We start from the raw sequence: 211 nt of genomic DNA, 5'->3' as shown, positions 1-211 counted from the left end.
GGCCGCCAGGTGGTGGATCACCGCCGGGCGGACCTCCCGCAGCAGATCTTCCACTGCGGGATCCCGGATGTCCGTGACGAAGAGGGGAATCCCGGGGGGGAGATGGGCGGCGGCGCCCCGGGAGAGGTTGTCCACGACGAAAACCGTGTGGCCCGCCCTGACCAAAGCCTCCACGAGATAGGAACCGATAAAGCCCGCCCCGCCGGTGACC

General features: G+C 69.2%; 1 protein-coding gene. It reads right to left on the bottom strand.

What is annotated here, in order from left to right; translation table 11 throughout:
• The coding region (locus C4313_RS10295) for an NAD-dependent epimerase/dehydratase family protein (protein WP_352429774.1) at positions 1-211 on the bottom strand (211 nt) is incomplete at both ends.

Source organism: Thermoflexus sp., from assembly GCF_040289485.1.
Taxonomy (GTDB): domain Bacteria; phylum Chloroflexota; class Anaerolineae; order Thermoflexales; family Thermoflexaceae; genus Thermoflexus.
This window is presented reverse-complemented; position numbering and strand designations above follow the sequence as displayed.